Origin of the sequence: Kitasatospora sp. NPDC091276 (assembly GCF_040684355.1) — a bacterium.
In the GTDB taxonomy this organism is placed as follows: Bacteria; Actinomycetota; Actinomycetes; order Streptomycetales; family Streptomycetaceae; genus Kitasatospora.
On record NZ_JBFBFU010000017.1, the window covers coordinates 40,037 to 54,051 of the forward strand.

Consider the following 14,015-nt stretch of genomic DNA (forward strand, 5'->3'; position numbering starts at 1 on the left):
CGTCGCCATCCGGAACCGTGAGTCCGATTCCGGTTACCACTTTAACCCGCAGGAGCGTATCCCTCCCATGGCCGTGCCTCCCACTTCCTCCTTATCGACCTCGACCTCGACCTCCTCCCCGGATCCTCTCCGCTGGAAGGCGCTCGTCGTCCTGGCCGTCGCCCAGTTGACGGTGGTGCTCGACGCCTCGATCGTGAACGTCGCGCTGCCCTCGATCCAGCGGGACCTGCACTTCGCCGACTCCGACGTCCAGTGGATCGTCAACGCCTACGCACTCGCCTTCGGCGGCTTCCTGCTGCTCGGCGGCCGGACCGCCGATCTGCTCGGACGGCGGCGGGTGTTCATGACCGGACTCGGTCTGTTCGCCGCCACGTCGCTGCTCGGCGGTCTCGCACCGACCGCGGGCCTGCTGATCGCCGCGCGGGTGGGGCAGGGCCTCGGCGCCGCGATCATCGCGCCGGCCGCCCTGTCGATCGTCACCACGACCTTCACCGAAGGCGCCGAACGCAACAAGGCCCTCGGCATCTGGGGCGCGCTCGCCGGAGCGGGCGGTGCCATCGGCGTGCTGCTCGGCGGTGTGCTCACCCAGTGGGCGGGCTGGGAGTGGGTGATGTTCGTCAACGTGCCGATCTGCGTCGTCGCCGCCATCCTCACGCCGGGGTTCGTCCGCGAGAGCCGCGGCCACGAGCGCACGGGCATCGACTTCGCCGGTGCCGCACTGGTCACCGGCGGTCTCAGCGTGCTGGTCTACGCGCTCGTGGACGCCGAGCGGGCGGGCTGGGGCTCGGCCAGGACCATCGGGCTGCTGGGCCTCGCGGCCGTCCTGCTGCTGGTCTTCGCCCTGGTCGAACTGCGCCTCGTCAAGCACCCGGTGATGCCGTTGCGGATCTTCCGCAACCGCAACCTCTCCAGCGCCAACGCGGTGTCCCTGCTGGTGGGCGCCGCGCTGCTGTCGATGTTCTTCTTCATCTCCCTCTACCTCCAGCAGGTGCTCGGCTTCTCCGCGCTGGAGGCCGGACTGTCCTATCTGCCCTTCTCGGTGGCGAGCATCGTCGCCGCCGGTGCGGCCTCGCAGCTGGTGACCAAGGTCGGACCCAGGCCCGTCCTCGCCTGCGGTCTGGCGCTCACCGCGGTGGGGCTCCTGCTGTTCACCCGCATCCCCGCCGACGGCACGTTCGCCGGGGACGTGCTCCTGCCCTCGGTGGTCGCGGCACTCGGACTCGGGTTCTCGTTCGTGCCCGTGACCATCGTCGCCGTCTCCGGTGTGACACCGCAGGAGTCGGGTCTCGCCTCCGGCCTCATCAACACCACCCAGCAGATCGGCGGCGCGCTCGGCCTCGCCGTGCTCTCCTCGGTGGCCAACGCCCGTATCAGGGAGCTCCTTGAGGGCAAGCAGGCCGGTGGCCCGGCCACGGCCGACGCGATGACGGAGGGCTTCCGGCTCGCGTTCGCCGTCGGGGCGGGCTTCGCCCTGCTCGGCGTGCTCATCACCCTGCTGGCCGTACCGAGGGGCGAGCGCTCCGTGCGCGACGACGTGCCGGTCACTCCGGTCTGACGAACGGCGGCTTCCGGACGCGCGACCGAACAACGGCGACCGAACAACGGCGACCGAACGGCGGCCTCCGGACGGCGGCGACCGAACGGCGGCTTCCGGACGCGCGAAGGCGCTCACCCTGCCCTCGACGGCTACGGGGTGAGCGCCCTCGCGTGCTCCCTGTACGACGGTGCGTGGCGGTGCGTGGCGGTGTACGGCGGTGCCTCGGTAGGGACGGTGCCTCAGTAGGACAGCCCCGGGCAGTACACCCCCTCCTGCGGCGCCGTGTACGAGCCGCGCACCACCAGCGTCTCCAGCCGCTCCAGGGCGATGCCCCGGGTGCGGAACGCCCAGCTCAGGGTCTCGGGCAGCAGCCGGCCCGGGATCCGCAGCCGGGGCGGTGCGCCGTCGGGGACGGCCCGGCGCATCAGCTCGCCGGCGCCCGTGTACAGCGCCCGTGCCGCGGCCTCCGAGGCCGCCGTCAGATGGCCCAGGTCGGACAGGCCCGTGGTGTAGCCGGCGAGCGTGCCGCTCGACCGGTCCACGACCACGTACGGCTGCGACCAGCCGAAGGCCCGCTTGGCCGCCATGTGGATCTCTCCGTCCCGCGCATGGCCGTTGACCGAGCGGTACAGCTCCTGGCACGCGGGCACGTCGTCCTCGGTCATCGCGCGCACCGTGAAGCCTGCCATGTTCGCCGGGGTGGGCGGTGCGTACCCGGCGACCAGGGACAGCTGCTCGTACGGGACGAAGCCGAGCGAGGAGTAGAGCCGGTACGCGCCCAGGTTGTTGGTCACCTGGACGGCCCGGACCGAGTCCCGGTCGTGCCGGGCGGCCGCGCCGATCACCTCGTCCATCAGCAGCCGGCCCACACCGCCGCCCTGCGCGCCGGGCGCGACGCTGAGCGGGCCGAAGGCGGCGACGGACTCGCCCAGGACCAGGAAGTTGGAGCCCGTCACGGAGCCCGCGCCGTCGACCGCCACGTAGGCGAGGCAGCCCGGGGCCGCGAGCCGGTCCCGGAACATCTCCGTCACCTCGTCCACCGACGACCACTCCGGAGCGAGACCGAGCGAGGCGTTCAGGGTGTTGAAGGCCTCGAAGCAGATGCCCGCCATCGCCGGAAGGTCCTCCCACGCCGCCTTCCGGACCCGGAAGGCCTGTGCACCGCCGTCCACGGCGTCGCCGCCGGGAAGGTCGCCGACGCCCGGTTCGGGGAAGTAGCCGACGCCCGGTTCGGGGCAGCGGCCGGCGCCCGGTTCGGGGAAGTAGCCGACGCGGACGAAGAACCCGACGTACTTCTCGAAGAGTTCACGCGTCATCGGCGGGCAGTCGACGCCGGTACCGGCCAGCAGCTCCCGGGTCTGCGAGGTGTCGACGGACAGGTAGTGGTTGCGTCCGCTGTAGATGGTCGATTCGAAGGCGTCGATCATCGGGACCATCGCGTTGTCGCGGTCGGCGCGGATGCGCCGCACCCAGGCGTCCCAGCGGAGTTCGTCCAGGTGGTAGCCGAGGGAGCGGAGGGATTCCGTCATCGCGGAGAACGGGAGGTGCGTCCCGTTGGCGAGGTGGTGGTTGCGGCCCGCCGCCCGGTCGTCGCGGGACAGCCGCAGGATCGCCGCGCTGACGTGGTCGACCGGCACCAGGTGGAAGATGCCGGCGGGATCCTGCGGTACGGCGCCGGCCTGCACGATGCCCTTCATGCTCAGCCAGACGAAGTCGTGGGTCTGGCAGAAGCCGCGCTCCGAGTCGCCGGAGATCTCGTCCACCCGGTAGACCGAGACCGGCAGGCCCCGCCCCCTGGCGAGTTCGATGATCTGCTCCGCCACCAGTTTCGTCTGCCGGTAGCCGGACGACAGCGCCTCGGCGGGGCCCGGCGGATCGGTCACCTGGAGGGCCTGCCCGGGGACCGCCTCCGCGGCGAACACGCCGGTGGACGAGACGTGGTGGACGGGCACGGTGCGGTGCCGTGCGGCCAGGCGCAGGATCTCCGCGGTGCCCGTGACGTTCGCGTCCTTCAACGCCGAGTACGGGTAGAGGCCGTTGACGGTCGCGGCGGCGTGGTAGACGCTGTCCACGCTGCGGGCGAGGGCGTCGAAGCGTTCGGGGGCCAGCCCCAGCAGCGGCCGGGCGAGATCGCCGACGACCACGGACAACCGGTCCGGGTCGATGCCGTCCCAGAACTCGTACCACTCCAGGTTCTCGCGCAGCCGCGCCCACGCGTCCGCCTCGTCGGCCCCGCGGACCAGGCAGTGCACGGTCGCACGGGTCGTCCGCAGCAGGTCGCGCAGCAGGTACGCGCCCAGGAACCCGGTCGCACCGGTGAGGAGCACCTCCCGCGGGTCGTCCGCGACCCGGATCACCTCGTCGGCGGGGGAGACGTCCGCCGCCAGGACGACCTCGGCGGCGAAGTCCACCGCGTCCTCGTCGACGCCCGGCGTGGCGGACACCGCGGCCAGCACCTTCGCGAGCAGGTGGTCGGCGAGCACCGCCGGGGTCGGGTGCTCGAAGACGAGCGTCGGGCGCAGGCTCACCCCGCAGAAGTCGCTGAACTGGTTGCGCATCTCCACGGCCATGAGGGAGTCGACGCCGAGTTCGAGGAACGGCACGTCGGGGTCGATGGCGTCCGCGCTGTCATGGCCGAGCACCGCCGCGATCCGGGTGGCGATCCGGTCGATCATGTGGAGCAGCTGCTTCTCCTCGTCCAGTCCGGCGAGCACGCCGGCCAGGCGGGCGGCGACCTCCGGGCGCTCACCCGGCTTGAGCACCCGCCCGGACGGGGCCGTCTTCTCGGCGGTCTCCCCGGCGGTCTCCCCGGCCGCCTCCCCGGCCGCCGACTCCACGGCCACGGTCGGTACCGGTGACGCGGCGGGGGCGGCGAGTGCGGGCAGCCAGTAACGCTTGCGCTGGAAGGCGTAGGTCGGCAGCGTGACGTGGCGGGCGGCGGTGCCGTCGAAGAACGCCGCCCAGTCGACCGGGACGCCGGCGGTGTGGAGCGCGGCGGCAACACCGACGGCGGTCGCGGCACCGGGCCGGTCACGCCGGGAAACCGGCAGCGCACGGTGGCCGCCCGTGCGGCCACCCCCGTCACCCCCGTCACCCCTGTCGGCGTCGTCGGCGATCTGACGCACCAGGGCCGTCAGGGACGCGTCCGGGCCCAGTTCGACGAAGGTGTCGGTGCCCCGCTCCCGCAGGGTCCCCACCGCGGCGGCGAACCGGACGGCCGAGCGCAGCTGCCCGGTCCAGTACGCGGGTGTCAGCAGTTCCGCACCGGCGACGGCGCCGGTGACCGTCGAGACGATCGGCACGTCCGGCGCACGGTAGGTGACGGTCCGGGCCACGGCCTCGAACTCCTCCAGCACCGCGTCCATCCGGGGCGAATGGAAAGCGTGACTCACCGTCAGACGCTTGGTCCTGCCGCCCCGTTCGGACACCGCCCGGGCGACCTCCGCCACGGCGTCCTCGTCGCCCGAGACCACGACGGACCGGGGCGCGTTCACGGCGGCGATCGCCAGCCGGGACTCCCGGCCGACGAGCAGCGGCAGGACCTCGTCCTCCGTGGCCTCCAGCGCGATCATGGCACCGCCTTCGGGTAGCGCCTGCATCAGCTCGCCCCGGGCGGTGACCAGCCTGGCCGCGTCCGCCGGCGAGAACACCCCGGCGACGTGCGCGGCGGCCAGCTCGCCGAGGGAGTGGCCGGCGAGCGCGTCGGGACGCACCCCCCAGGACCGCAGCAGCGCGAACTGCGCGACCTCCAGTGCGAACAGGGCGGGTTGGGCGATACCGGTGCGATGGATGCGCCCGTCGTCCGCCGCGTCGCCGGCGGTGAGGAGCAACTGTCGTACCTGCGGCGCCAGATGGTCGCACACCGCGTCCAGCGCTTCGGCGAACACCGGGAACGCCTCGTACAGTTCACGGGCCATGCCGGCCCACTGGGAGCCCTGGCCCGTGAAGAGGAACGCCGTGGTCCGGGCGGCACCGGCGTGATCCGTGGTCAGCCCGGCCGCGGGCTCGCCCTCCGCGAGCGCGCGGAGGGCGCGCAGCAGGCCCTCCGCGCTGCCCGCCCCATCCGCGCCGCGGCCGAGGTCCGCGACGACGGCGGCCCGGTGTTCGAGCCCGGCCCGGGACAGTGCCAGGGTGCGCCCCACGTCCACGGCATCCCGCCCGGGCGCCGCGCGCAGGAACGACTCCAGCCGGCGGGCCTGGTCGCGCAGCGCGGCCGGGGACTTCGCGGACAGCAGCCACGGTACGGCGGTGAGCGCCCGGACCGGGGCCGGGCTCTCCTCGGCCGAGGGGGAGTGCGGCGCCTCCTCCAGGACGACATGGGCGTTGGTGCCGCTGATGGCGAAGGAGGACACCCCGGCGCGCCGGGGCCGTCCGTCGGCCGCCGTCCACGGCCGCGCCTCGTCGAGCAGCCGTACGTTCCCCGACGACCAGTCGACGTGCGGTGACGGCCGGTCCACGTGCAGGGTCGCCGGGAGTACGGCGTGCCGCATCGCCTCCACCAGCTTGATGACACCGGCCATGCCCGCGGCGGCCTGGGTGTGGGCGATGTTGGACTTCACCGAGCCGATCCACAGCGGCCGTTGAGGGTCCCGGCCGCGCCCGTACGCGGCGAGGATCGCCTCGGCCTCGATCGGGTCGCCGAGCGTGGTCCCCGTGCCGTGGGCCTCGACCAGGTCGACCTCGTGCGCGGCCACCCGGGCGTTGGCGAGCGCCCGGCGGATCACCCGCTGCTGCGCCCGGCCGTTGGGCGCGGTGAGCCCGTTGGACGCGCCGTCCTGGTTCACGGCGCTGCCCCGGATCACGGCGAGCACCCGGTGGCCCGCCCGCTGCGCGTCCGAGAGCCGTTCGAGCAGCAGCACCCCCGCGCCCTCGCCGAAGGCGGTGCCGTCCGCCGCGCCGGCGAAGGCCTTCACCCGGCCGTCCGGGGCGAGGCCCCGGTGCCTGCTGAAGGTGATCATGTCGTCCGGGGTGGACATCACCGTGACCCCGCCCGCGAGCGCGAGCCGCGACTCACCGGAGCGCAGGGAGCCGCAGGCCAGGTGGAGGGCCACCAGGGACGCGGAGCAGGCCGTGTCGACGGTGACGGCGGGGCCGTGCAGACCGAGGGTGTAGGCCACCCGGCCGGACATCACGCTGCCCGAGGTGGCGAAGCCGAGATGGCCCTCGTACTCGGACCCGGGCGCGGCGAGCGTGCTGTACGTCTGTCCCTTGGTGCCGACGAAGACGCCGGTCTCCGAGCCGGCCAGGCCGGTCGGATCGACGCCCGCCCGTTCGAAGACCTCCCACGCGACCTCCAGCATCAGCCGCTGCTGCGGATCCATCGCGGTCGCCTCGCGCGGGGCTATGCCGAAGAATCCGGCGTCGAACGCGGACGGGTCGGCCAGGAAGCCGCCGCGCGCGACGTAGCTGGTGCCGTGGTGGTCGGGGTCGGGGTCGAACAGGGTGTCCAGCGCCCAGCCCCGGTCGGCGGGGAAGTCCGAGGTGGCGTCCCGGCCTGCGGCGACGAGGTCCCACAGCTGCTCGGGCGACTCCACCCCGCCCGGGAAGCGGCAGGCCATGCCGATGATGGCGATCGGCTCGGCGCCGTCCGGGTCGGGCCCCGCGGGGGCCGTGCGCTCGGCCGGGAACGCTTCGGCGGCCGTGCGGGTGCCCGTCGGCGCCGTCAGCTCCGACGGTTCTGTCGGCTCCGACGGCTCCGTCAGCTCGGAGAGCAGCCGGTCCGCGAAGGCGGCGGGCGTCGGGTGGTCGAACACGGCGGTCGCCGGGAGCCGCAGCCCGACCAGCGCGCACAGTTGCCGCCCGACCGCCACGACGGCGAGGGAGCCGAGGCCGAGGTCCACGAACGGCCTTGTGGGCGTGACCCGTTCGGCTTCGACGCCGAGCGCGAGCGCCACCTCGGCGCGGACCAGGTCCAGCACCGTCCGGGCCCGCTCGGCCGCCGTGAGCGCCGCGAGACGGCCCGCCCACTCGCCCCGGTCGGGTTCGGCCCCGCGCTCCCCGTGCTCCCCGGGCGCGCCGGTGGACGCCGTACCGAGCAACCGGGCATCCGCGTCCGCCAGCAGATGCCGGGTGACCTTCCCGGACGCGGTGCGCGGAACGCGCTCGACGGCGTACACCTTCTCCGGCACCTTGAAGAAGGACAGCCGCGTCCGGCAGTGCTCGAACAGCGCCTGGACGTCGACGCCTTCGGGACCGGGCACCACGTACGCGACGGGCACCTCGCCGAGCACCTCGTGGGGCTCCCCGCCCACCGCCGCGTCGGCCACGCCCGGCGCCGTGCGCACCACGTCCTCGATCTCCACGGGGTGGATGTTCTCGCCGCCCCGGATGATCAGCTCCTTGAGACGGCCGGTCAGGGTCACCTGCCCGAGGGCGTCCCGGCGGGCCAGATCGCCCGTGCGGTACCAGCCGTCCCGCAGCACCTCCGCCGTGGCGTCGGGCTGCCCGTGGTAGCCCAGCATCAGGTTGGGGCCGCTGACCCAGACCTCGCCCTGCTCGCCGTCGGGCACCTCGGCACCGGAACCGCCGTCCACCAGGCGGATGTCCACCCCCGGAACGGGCGGCCCGGCCGCCCCGGCGACCCGGTCGCCCGTCGGCCGGTTCGAGGTGATCGCGCCGGTCTCGGTCGATCCGTACTGGTCCACCAGCGGGACCCCGAACGCCTCCTCGAAACGGCTGCCGAGGGAGGCGCCGCCGGCCGAACCGGCGACGAACCCCAGCCGCAGCGAAGGCAGCCGGGTGTGCTCCTGGCGGGCGCGGTCCAGCAGGTAGTGGTACGTCGTCGGTACCCCGGCGAGGAAGGTCACCCCGTCGTCGCGCAGGGCGTCCAGCACCTCGGAAGGGGCGAAGCCGCTCATCAGCCGGGCGCCGGCGCCCACGGCCACGACCGCCATGACGCACAGGTTCTGGCCCAGGCCGTGGAACAGCGGCATCGGCCACAGCAGCCGGTCGTCCTGCGTCATCCCGAGCACACCCACGTGGCAGGCCTCCACCAGCCACAGCGAGCTGCGCAGGGAGTAGAGCACCCCCTTGGGACGGCCGGTGGTGCCCGAGGTGTAGAGCATCCAGGCCGGAGCGTCGAGCGGGTTCTCCTCGGGCACCGGCCCGTCGTACGGGGTGGCCGCGAGCGTCTCGTACGCGGTGACGTCGTACCCGGCGGTGTCCGCGGTGTCGTGCGCGGCGGCGCCGGGGGAGTCGCCGGTGAGCACGATCGAGGGCCGGGGCAGGCCGGACGCGGCCACCGCGCGCAGCAGCACGTCGAGCCGTGCCGGGTCGCACAGCACCACCGACGCCCCGGAGTCCCGCAGGAAGTGGACCAGTTCGGCCTCGGACGCCTGCGGATTCAGCGGCACGGTGATGCCGCCCGCCCGGATGACGGCGAGGCAGCTCTCCACCATCTCCACGCTGTTGCCCATGAGGACGGCGGCGCGGCCGCCGTTCCCCAGTCCCAGCGCGGCAAGCCGGCCGGCGAGCCGAGAGGTCCGCAGATCCAGTTCCCGGTAGCCGACGCCCCGCCGGGCGTCGGTGAAGGCCACCTTGTCCCCGATCCGGGCGGCGTGTCCGCCGAGCAGTTCGGACAGCGGACGGATCAGCGAAGGGGTCGTGTCAGGAGCCATGTCATCGCACCTCTCGGCTCTGTGTTCAGCGCTTGGTAGACGGTTGCGGTCGTGCCGTCAGCGAACGGCCAGCACGGTCCTGGTCGGGCAGGAGAACTCCAGGGAGCCGTCCGGCCCCGCGAGCACCCGCAGCGCCTCGCGCGCCTCGTCGGTCGCTTCGGCCACCCGCTCCGCGGGCACCAGGTCCCACTGCACGCGGGTGGTCACGGTCTTGGTCCACGCCAGGTAGTCGTCGATGGTCTCGAAGCGGGAGTCCGCCGGGACGTGGCGGATCCGCACATCGCTGAAGCCGGCGGTGAGGAAGGCGGCGGCCGTGGACTCCTCACCGGCCAGCGGGCCGCCGAGGCCCAGGACCACCTGCCACGGGTCGTCCACACCTTCGGGGAGGTGCTTGGCGAGCACTCCGGCGAGGATCTCGGCGGACTCCCAGCCGGCGGCCAGCCTGCCGTTCTCGGTGGGGAAGGTGGTCGCGGCGAACCTGCCCCCGGGGCGCAGCGCCGCGACGGCGCAGGACAGGGCCTTCTCCGCCTCCGGCAGCAGGAACAGGACCATCCCGGCGCTCGCCGCGTCGAACGGCTCGGCGAAGGCGAAGTCCTGGGCGTTGCCCAGCTCCGCGCGGGCCCAGCCGGACACCCCGCGGGCCGTGATGTCGGCCGTGCAGGCGTCGACCATGCCCTGGGCCTGGTCGATGCCGAGCACGAAGCCCTCCGGGCCCACCGCGTGGGCGATCGGGAACAGGCAGGCGCCGCGCCCGCAACCGATGTCGAGCACCCGCTCGCCCGGCGAGAGCTCCAGGGTGTCGGCGACCATCTTCCCCAGCGGGTGGAAGATCATCTGACCGGCGGACTCGTACTGCTCGGCGGCCTTGTCGTAAGCGTCCCTCACCAGTGAGGTGATGCGGAGGTCCTCGGTCATGACGCGCTCTCTTCCTGTTGTTCCGGGGTCGGCGGATTGTCGGACGTCACCGGCCGCACGATGCAGCCGAGACGGAATTCGGCACAATGCGTTTCGTCCGCCACGCGCCACCACAACTGGTCCGGGGTGGGCAGCATTTCGGACACGACGACTTCCCCTCCGGGAAGTCGCGCGATATCGATCACCGACAGCGGATCGGCGAAATCGACGTACAGCGGCTTGGGCTCGGCCGGATGCTTCACGTAGACGTGGCGCGGCATTCCCCGGGCGGCCCGCAGCCGCTGTACGGACAACCACTGGGTGACGGTGTCCGCGCTCTTCTCCGGAGCCCTTTCCGGAATGCTCAGCCGCCAGCGGGCCCGCTGGACCACGACACCGTCCACCACGATCCTGGGGGTGTACGCCCCGAGGTCGACCGGCACCGGGACCAGCGCGGGCCGGGACACCGCGCGGTGCAGCGTCGACGACAGGTCACCGGGGTAGAGCAGCCGCCGCCGGCCGTCCACCACCACCGCGTCGGCCGAAGCGGGCACGACGGCATCCGCGATCGGCACCACGTCGGCCCGGTCCTTGCCGGAGAGGCCGCTCAGTTCGATGGCGGCACCGGGGAGTTCGGGGGTCACGTGGGCGCTGCGCCGGCGCGAGACGATGGTCGCGGCGGTCCCGGACGGCACGGCTCGCGCCACCCGCTCGGTGAAGCCGGCCCACAGCCTGTCCGGGTCGCTGTGCAGCGGACGCTCCAGCCCCCCGAAGATCGAGCTGCAGTCGTCGTGCAGCTCCGAGAGCACCCAGTCGGCGGTGGCCGGGTCGGGGCCCGCCACCATCAGGTCGGGGCTCGGCAGGCACGCGTCGTCGGGGCCGTACGTCACGGTGTCCCACAGCGGCGCCAGCGCCTCGGCCAGTTCGCTACGGCTCAGCTCCACGACCGGGGGGCGGCCGTCGGGCGTTCCCGCGGCCTCCACGGCCCGCCCGACCAGCCGGCGCAGCACCGCGTCCAGCCGGTCCCGGCGCGGTGAACGAGCGGGTATCTCCCGTGCGGCCAGTGCGGCGAGCGGCGCCGGGGCGCCCGCCAGCTCGGCGCGCAGGGCGTCGCGGGCGTCCTCCCTGGCCAGCAGCGCCGCGAGGAACACCAGCGGGAACACCGCCTCGGTGACCTCCCGGATGCGCTCCACGACCGGCGCCCCGAAGCCGACCCGCTCGCTCAGCGGACTCGACCTGTCCTCGTGGAACAGCTCGCGGTCGGCGTAGTGCCGTCCGCTGTCCTGCGAGACCCGCCCGCCGTCCGCCGCGCGGGCCGCCCGCACGGCGAGGAGGTGCGCCGCCCGCTCGGGCCAGGGCGCCTGCGCGTACGTGTCGCGGACCTCCGCCAGGTCCACCACCGTGTCCGCGGGGTGCTCGGCCGCCAGCCTGGTCAGCGCGTGCAGCTCGGTCGCCGGCAGCCGCCAGGGGGAGACGACCAGCGCCGGTCCGAGTGCCTTCACCAGCCCGGCGGCGTACGCGCCGTCCGCCCCCGCCCGATGCGGGGGCGGCACGGGGCCGGCGGCGCCGACGAGCGAGTCGAGCCGGCTCCCCGGCGCCGCGGCGGCGGCACTCCACAGGGCCAGCGCGGGCGCCGCGACCCTGAACCTGCGCCCGTCCACGGCCCGTTCCAGCACCGGGGACGAGTCCGGCCGGCGGAACAGCGGGCTGGGCCACACGCGCTGCCGCGTCAGCGGCACCTCGCGGGCGGCCTGCTCCCGCAGCTCCTCCACCAGCCAGGCACTCGCCTCCACCACGACCTTCTCGCGGCCGGGTGCGCCGACCAGCAGGGTCTCCTCCTGCTCCGGCACCAGACGGCCGAACAGCACCGGGCCGAAGAACGAGACGGTCTCGCACTTGGTGGCGAACCGGCGCAGATAGCGGTGCAGGGTGTCGACCCGGCGGCGCAGGGTCTGCGGCAGGGCGCCGCCCCCGTCCCGCGCCTGCGCCCAGCCCGGGTGCGTCAGCGGCGGGGCCTCCAGGGCCGTGTGGTGGAACGAGGGGTTCGACACGAACACGGCGTGCCCGAAGTCGTCGCGGCCGGCGGCCCGTGCGGTGTGCAGCCGGGCCCGCAGCAGGGCCGCCGCCAGCTCGGTCCCGGCCGCCGCCAGCCGCTCGTCGAGCGCGGCGACCAGGGCGTTCCAGCGGGGCGCCCAGTCCGGCTCGCCGGTCGCCGCGAGGACCGCTGCGCACCGCTCGTCCAGGGGCGCGCCCCCGTCCACCAGCCGGCGGCAGCTCTGGAGGGCGCGCAGCGACCGCTGGCGCGGTTCGACCGTCCGTACGGCCTTGCGCAGCCCCGGCCACAGCTGGTCCAGGAAGTGCGCACGCTCGGCGGCGACCGCCTGCTCGGCCGCGAGCACCCCGGCGGCGGTGCCGAGCAGTTCCTCGGACGCGAGCCCGTCCAGGAGCCCGGCGGGGAAGCCGGTCGCGCGCAGCAGCGACCAGGGCATCATCTCGACCGAGAGTTCCCCGTCGCCCGCCCGCACCTTCCATGTCAGTGACGCCGTCAGTGATGTTGCCAGTGACGTTTTCAGTGACGCCATGTCAATTCTCCAGACTGGTCTCGCTTTTCGTCGGAGACTCCGGTAGGAAGGAAAAGGCCAGGGAATTGTCCGGCCATCCGGCCGGCGGCGATCCAGGCCATTCGGAGGGGAAAGAGAAGATGCGAATCTCGTCTCGGATCATGCGTGGTTGTCGCGAAAGCGTCGAACGCGCCGAACACGAACTGATCGCGCTGTCGAGGAGTATTCACGCCGAGCCGGAGACCGCGTTCGAGGAGCACCGCAGCGCCGCCAAGGTGAGCGGCCTGCTGCGGGACGAGGGGTTCGAGGTGGTGCCCGGCGCCGGCGGCCTGGACACCGCGTTCACCGCCCGCTACGGCAGCGGCCCGCTCACGGTCGGGCTGTGCGCGGAGTACGACGCGCTGCCGGGCCTCGGCCACGCCTGCGGCCACAACATCATCGCCGCCTCGTCGGTGGGCGCGGCCCTGGCGCTGAGGGACGTGGCCGACGACCTCGGCATCACCGTCATGGTGCTGGGCACCCCGGCCGAGGAGGAGGGCGGCGGCAAGATCGCCATGCTGGAGGCCGGGGTCTTCGACGAGGTGTCGATGGCGATGCTCGTCCACCCGGCCCCCGAGGACAACTGCGCTCCCCGCCCCCTCGCCCTGGTCGAGCTCGAAGTCCGTTACACCGGCCGCGAGTCGCACTCCGCCCTCGCCCCGCACCTGGGCGTCAACGCCGCCGACGCCCTGACCGTGGCGGAGGTCGCCGTCGGCGTGGGCCGCCAGCACTTCGAGCCGCGGCAGCAGGTGCACGGCATCGTGACCAGGGGCGGCGAGGTGCCCAACGTGGTCCCCGCGCACACCAGCGCGCTGTACAACCTGCGGGCCGCCGACATGGACTCCCTGGGACGCCTGGAAGCGCGCGTCAGGGCCTGCTTCGAGGGCGGCGCCGTCGCCACCGGCTGCACCCACGAGGTCCGCTCGACACCCGCGTACGCCGAACTGGCGCACGACCCGTTCCTGGTGGCGGCCTACCGGGCGGCGGCGACCGAACTGGGCCGCCCCCTGGTGTCCCCGGAGGAGGAGCGCGCGATGCCCACCGGCAGCACCGACATGGGCAACGTCAGCCGGGTCCTGCCCAGCGTGCACCCCAGCATCGGCATCGGCAGCGGCGGCGCGGTCAACCACCAGCCGGAGTTCGCCCGGGCCTGCGTGACCCCGGCCGCCGACCGGGCGCTGCTCCAGGCGTCCGTCGCACTGGCCTGGACGGCGGCGCGGGCCGCCGAGGACGACCAGGCCCGGGAGCGGCTGCTCACGGCCCACGCGGCTCGTCGTGACGCGGGCCGCACGGCCGGCTGACCGCCGCCGTCCGGACCCGCCCGGCCGGGCGGGTCCGGACGCCCCGGCCGCGGCGGTGCTGCGGCGG

The 14,015-nt window shown here is 74.0% G+C and carries 5 protein-coding genes; 2 read left to right on the top strand and 3 right to left on the bottom strand.

Annotation, left to right across the window (positions count from 1 at the left end):
- Positions 1-67: 67 nt before the first annotated feature.
- Positions 68-1,555 carry an MFS transporter gene (locus tag AB0O19_RS21845; RefSeq protein WP_363621550.1) on the top strand — a complete coding sequence of 496 codons (1,488 nt, stop codon included), beginning with the start codon at positions 68-70 and terminating at the stop codon, positions 1,553-1,555.
- 221 nt (positions 1,556-1,776) lie between these two features.
- Here AB0O19_RS21845 and AB0O19_RS21850 read toward each other — a convergent pair whose 3' ends face one another.
- The 3 genes from AB0O19_RS21850 to AB0O19_RS21860 are packed head-to-tail and all read right to left on the bottom strand — an operon-like array spanning position 1,777 to position 12,629.
- The gene (locus AB0O19_RS21850) at positions 1,777-9,153 is read right to left on the bottom strand and encodes a thioester reductase domain-containing protein (RefSeq protein WP_363621552.1); all 7,377 of its coding nucleotides are present in this window, start codon (positions 9,151-9,153) and stop codon (positions 1,777-1,779) included.
- A gap of 57 nt (positions 9,154-9,210) precedes the next feature.
- Positions 9,211-10,068 (bottom strand): methyltransferase domain-containing protein, encoded by an 858-nt coding sequence (locus AB0O19_RS21855; RefSeq protein ID WP_363621554.1) that lies wholly within the window; start codon positions 10,066-10,068, stop codon positions 9,211-9,213.
- Positions 10,065-12,629, bottom strand: coding sequence for a lantibiotic dehydratase (locus AB0O19_RS21860; RefSeq protein ID WP_363621556.1), 2,565 nt, complete (start codon positions 12,627-12,629; stop codon positions 10,065-10,067). The genes AB0O19_RS21855 and AB0O19_RS21860 overlap by 4 nt, the downstream gene beginning before the upstream one ends.
- 119 nt (positions 12,630-12,748) lie before the next feature.
- On the opposite strand from AB0O19_RS21860, the gene AB0O19_RS21865 reads away from it, so the two are divergent.
- Entirely contained in the window at positions 12,749-13,948 is a 1,200-nt protein-coding gene (locus AB0O19_RS21865; protein ID WP_363621558.1) for a M20 family metallopeptidase, read from the top strand.
- The last annotated feature ends 67 nt before the right edge of the window (positions 13,949-14,015 follow it).

Bases quoted from the DNA above. Each gene is read 5' to 3' on its own strand.
- AB0O19_RS21850 (WP_363621552.1), bottom strand. From the start codon at position 9,153: ATGGCTCCTGACACGACCCCTTCGCTGATCCGTCCGCTGTCCGAACTG.
- AB0O19_RS21860 (WP_363621556.1), bottom strand. From the start codon at position 12,629: ATGGCGTCACTGAAAACGTCACTGGCAACATCACTGACGGCGTCACTG.
- AB0O19_RS21855 (WP_363621554.1), bottom strand. From the start codon at position 10,068: ATGACCGAGGACCTCCGCATCACCTCACTGGTGAGGGACGCTTACGAC.
- AB0O19_RS21845 (WP_363621550.1), top strand. From the start codon at position 68: ATGGCCGTGCCTCCCACTTCCTCCTTATCGACCTCGACCTCGACCTCC.
- AB0O19_RS21865 (WP_363621558.1), top strand. From the start codon at position 12,749: ATGCGAATCTCGTCTCGGATCATGCGTGGTTGTCGCGAAAGCGTCGAA.